This window comes from Candidatus Cryptobacteroides sp. (assembly GCF_056207615.1).
The window spans coordinates 1-3,487 of record NZ_JBAEER010000163.1 but is presented as its reverse complement, the minus strand read 5'-3'; the positions used below and the strand labels follow the sequence as shown (position 1 = coordinate 3,487).

General features: G+C 51.0%; 6 protein-coding genes and 1 pseudogene. 1 reads left to right on the top strand and 6 read right to left on the bottom strand.

From position 1 onward, the window contains the following. The 6 genes and pseudogenes from AC06ND_RS09245 to AC06ND_RS09220 form a co-directional block, all read right to left on the bottom strand. Window positions 1-498, bottom strand: a pseudogene (locus AC06ND_RS09245) (polyribonucleotide nucleotidyltransferase); the annotation flags it as partial. Window positions 499-695: 197 nt separating this feature from the next. Continuing rightward, a complete protein-coding gene (gene rpsO, locus AC06ND_RS09240; protein WP_475678694.1) occupies window positions 696-971 on the bottom strand; it encodes a 30S ribosomal protein S15 in 276 nt (91 codons plus the stop codon). A gap of 98 nt (window positions 972-1,069) precedes the next feature. Continuing rightward, window positions 1,070-1,543, bottom strand: a complete 474-nt coding sequence (locus tag AC06ND_RS09235; RefSeq protein WP_475678693.1) for a DUF4252 domain-containing protein — start codon at window positions 1,541-1,543, stop codon at window positions 1,070-1,072. 4 nt (window positions 1,544-1,547) lie between these two features. Continuing rightward, a complete protein-coding gene (locus tag AC06ND_RS09230) occupies window positions 1,548-1,937 on the bottom strand; it encodes a hypothetical protein (protein WP_475678692.1) in 390 nt (129 codons plus the stop codon). Next, complete coding sequence (locus tag AC06ND_RS09225; RefSeq protein ID WP_475678691.1) at window positions 1,937-2,425, bottom strand: RNA polymerase sigma factor; 489 nt, start codon at window positions 2,423-2,425, stop codon at window positions 1,937-1,939. Before AC06ND_RS09225 ends, AC06ND_RS09230 begins: the two co-directional genes overlap by 1 nt. A gap of 3 nt (window positions 2,426-2,428) precedes the next feature. Next, window positions 2,429-2,914, bottom strand: coding sequence for a DUF4252 domain-containing protein (locus AC06ND_RS09220; RefSeq protein WP_475678690.1), 486 nt, complete (start codon window positions 2,912-2,914; stop codon window positions 2,429-2,431). Between the two features lie 119 nt (window positions 2,915-3,033). On the opposite strand from AC06ND_RS09220, the gene AC06ND_RS09215 reads away from it, so the two are divergent. Continuing rightward, a complete protein-coding gene (locus tag AC06ND_RS09215; RefSeq protein WP_475678689.1) occupies window positions 3,034-3,465 on the top strand; it encodes an RpiB/LacA/LacB family sugar-phosphate isomerase in 432 nt (143 codons plus the stop codon). The last annotated feature ends 22 nt before the right edge of the window (window positions 3,466-3,487 follow it).

Genomic DNA, 3,487 nt, shown 5'->3' with positions numbered 1-3,487 from the left:
GGTAGGGTTGATCACGAACTCACCGTTCACGCGTGATACGCGTACTTCAGAGATAGGTCCCTGGAATGGGAGGTCAGATGCTGCGAGTGCGCATGAAGCTGCGAGACCTGCGAGTGCGTCTGGCTGGATGTCCTTCTCTGCTGAGATGAGGGTCACGTTGACGAAGGTCTCGAGGTGATAGTCAGATGGCCAAAGAGGACGGATAGGGCGGTCGATGAGACGTGAGATGAGGATCTCGTAGTCTGATGACTTTCCTTCTCTCTTCATGAAGCCACCCGGGAAGCGACCTGCTGAATAGAATTTCTCCTTGTAGTCCACAGTGAGAGGCATGAAGTCTGTTCCTTCCTTTACCTCCTTTGCTGCGCAGACGGTCGCGAGGAGCATTGTGCCTCCCATCTTGACCACTGCTGAGCCGTCAGCCTGCTTTGCGAGCTTTCCGGTCTCGATTTCGATTACCCTGCCGTCGGATAATTCGATTTTCTTAGTGATAACGTTCATTTATTGTCTTTTCAACCTGCCTCCCCCTATTGGGAGTTGATTAGTATTGTCTCGTCTTTGTTTGTCCGATTATATATGTTTGCCTTCAGTCGCCGCAGGTTGAGAGTTTGTTGACGACCTCAGACGTAATCTTCCGAAAAAAGGGGACACCCATCTTATGGAATGGTCCCCTTTCAGAGTTTCTCCTACTATGTGGATTATCGACGGAGACCGAGCTCCTTCACGATATTTCTGTATCTCTCGATGTCGGTCTTCTTGAGATAATCAAGAAGGCTACGTCTCTTACCTACGAGGCGGAGAAGTGAACGACGGGTAACCACGTCCTTCTTGTTCTTCTTCACATGCTCGGTAAGGTGAGCGATACGGTAGGAAAATAAAGCAACCTGACTCTCTGCAGAACCGGTGTCTGTATTAGACTTTCCGTACTTCGCAAAAATCTCCTGCTTCTTCTCTGGCATAAGGTATTCAGCCATCGTGCAAAAAGATTAATTTATTAATGCCTTGTCCACCGTGGACTTCAGCGGGCGCAAATATAGGGCTTATTTTCCAAACTTACAATAACTTCCGTAAGCTAATCGTCCAACAATTTGGCGATATCGTCACTTCTGAGCTTTCCGGAGATCGCGATGAAGGTGGTTTCGCTGTCTCCGCTGGTCAGAAGCACGAGATCCGTGATGTATTCGCCCTTCTCGACGCTGTAAATCCTGGTGTTCTCTCCGTTGTCCTTTGCCTCCATCATCAGACCGAACTTACCAGCCTTCACGAGCTTCTCAGCGTCGCTGTTGAGGCTCTTCGCCGCATTCCCGCCGACCTCGAGGATGAACATTCCGTCGAGAGACGAGATCATGCTGGTGATGTTGACGTCCTTGCCGTTTCCGACGTTCATGTCAGGGAGTGCCTTCATCATCTTGAACATCAGAGGGGAGATGTACACGGCGCTTACTCCCTCCATGTCCGAATACTTGTCGTAGATTTCCCTGCTGGTCTGTGCGAATGTCGCAATCGATACGAGTGCGAGCACTGCTATCGTGATTATCTTCTTCATGTTTCTAGTTCATTAGATCGTTTATCTGTCTTGTCGTCTGTGCGAATCTTGCCTCTCCGAGGCTGGCTTCCCTTGCTCCTGCGCTGAGTGCGTCCGAAATCTTTCCGAAGGCCTTCTGGACTTCCGCATACGCGAGCTCCGGATCGTCAAAGGTGTCTTCCAGTGCCTGGTCACGGCTGGAGAGCGTTATGCTCAGAAGGAGCGAGCACCCGAGCAGAGCCGTGATCGCGGCAGCAACTCCGTAGCGTATGCGACCAGTCTGGATCCTGCGCTGTCTTCCTATCTTCGACCGGATACCTGATTCAAGGTCCGATGGAACCTGGACGTCGATCTTCTCGGCCTCCGCGATGAGCTCGTCGAGCTCCATGTTCTCGATGTCTTCTATCCTTTTCATCAATTATCCTTTTCTAACCGTTCCTTGAGCCTCTTCCTGGCCCGGCTCAACTGGACCCTTACGTTTACCTGACTTAACCCGAGTTCGTCCGCTATCTCGTCGAATTCCATCTTTCTCCAGACTCGCATCCTGAGTATCTTCTGTTGTAGCTCCGGCAGTTCACCAATCGCATCCTCGGTGGCCTTCAGCCTTTCCTGAGATTCGAGTCTGGAGTCTGGTGGCGGTGCCGCCAAGTTCTCCGGTATGCTTTCTTGATGTGCCTTCTCGGCTTTTCGGATGACGTCTATGCAGATGTTGCGTACCATCATCGTGCCGTAAGCCTTAGGATTGAGGACATGCTCTGTCTGCTCGCGAGTTGTCCAGAGCTTGACGAAGACTTCCTGGACGGCATCCTTCGCCTCGGCCTCGGATTCCAGAAGGTAGTAGGCCACCTTGTAGAATCCTGGCGCCAGCGGCAGCCATGTCCTGTCGAATTCTTCCCTCGTCATCTTCTAGTCGTTGATCAGCTTGCTTACGTCCTTCAGCGACAGCTTTCCGCTGAGTGCTATCACCGTGGCATCGTTCTTTACGAACAATACCAGTTCGTTGATTATGTCGTTGTCCATGTCAGCATAGATGGTGACATCGTCTCCGTCGTCCTTTGCCGCCATGAGGATCTCATATCCGGAGAGAGCCTTGCCGACTTTCTCGATGATTTCTTCCCTCACGTTGTCGGCTGCCCCTTCTGCCTCGAGGATGTTGATGCTCTTGATCTTGTTCATCGGAACGCCGTCCAGGGCTTCTTTCGCAAAAAGTTTGCCTATGCCAAGTAGTGCTCCGCTGATATCCAGATACTCGACGTCATCGACGCCCTTGAATTGTGACAAGGTCTGGGCTATCGATGCATGCCTGCTTCTTGCAGCGGTGGTATTGTTGCCGATGCATCCTGTAAGAAGGATGATACAGAGTGTCGTTGTGATGAATGTACGTGTTCTCATTTCTTTCTGATTTTTGGTGTTTCTGCCATATAGACGGAGAAAGAGCGTTCTTGTTACAACATTCTTCTGTAAAAATAGCGTTTTTCGTGCTATATTTGTGTCACAAATCTTTATACGACATGAAACTTGGAATTTGCTGCGATCACGCAGGCGTTGAATACAAGGCAGAGATCATCAAGCATCTCACTGCCCAGGGTCATGAAATGGTCAACTTCGGTACTGACAGCACCGAGAGCATGGACTATGCCGATGTTGCACATCCACTCGCTCTTGCCGTCGAGAACGGTGAGGTGGAAAGGGGAATCGCCCTCTGCGGAACAGGCAACGGTATAGGAATGACTCTTAACCACCATCAGGGCATCCGTGCAGGTCTTGCATGGTGCGAGGAGGTGGGTGCTCTCGTGAAGGAGCATAACGATGCCAACGTCCTCGTGATGCCGGCTCGTTTCGTCTCTCTCGAGACTGCGCTCAAGATCGTGGACACTTGGATGAACACCGAGTTCGCAGGTGGTCGCCATCAGCGCAGAATCGACAAGATTCCAGTAAAGTAGCTCAGTAATGGCTGAGCCTTTC

What these genes read in the sequence shown, in the direction of transcription:
- rpsO (WP_475678694.1), bottom strand. Translation starts at nt 971, where the DNA reads ATGGCTGAATACCTTATGCCAGAGAAGAAGCAGGAGATTTTTGCGAAG.
- AC06ND_RS09230 (WP_475678692.1), bottom strand. Translation starts at nt 1,937, where the DNA reads ATGAAAAGGATAGAAGACATCGAGAACATGGAGCTCGACGAGCTCATC.
- AC06ND_RS09225 (WP_475678691.1), bottom strand. Translation starts at nt 2,425, where the DNA reads ATGACGAGGGAAGAATTCGACAGGACATGGCTGCCGCTGGCGCCAGGA.
- AC06ND_RS09235 (WP_475678693.1), bottom strand. Translation starts at nt 1,543, where the DNA reads ATGAAGAAGATAATCACGATAGCAGTGCTCGCACTCGTATCGATTGCG.
- AC06ND_RS09220 (WP_475678690.1), bottom strand. Translation starts at nt 2,914, where the DNA reads ATGAGAACACGTACATTCATCACAACGACACTCTGTATCATCCTTCTT.
- AC06ND_RS09215 (WP_475678689.1), top strand. Translation starts at nt 3,034, where the DNA reads ATGAAACTTGGAATTTGCTGCGATCACGCAGGCGTTGAATACAAGGCA.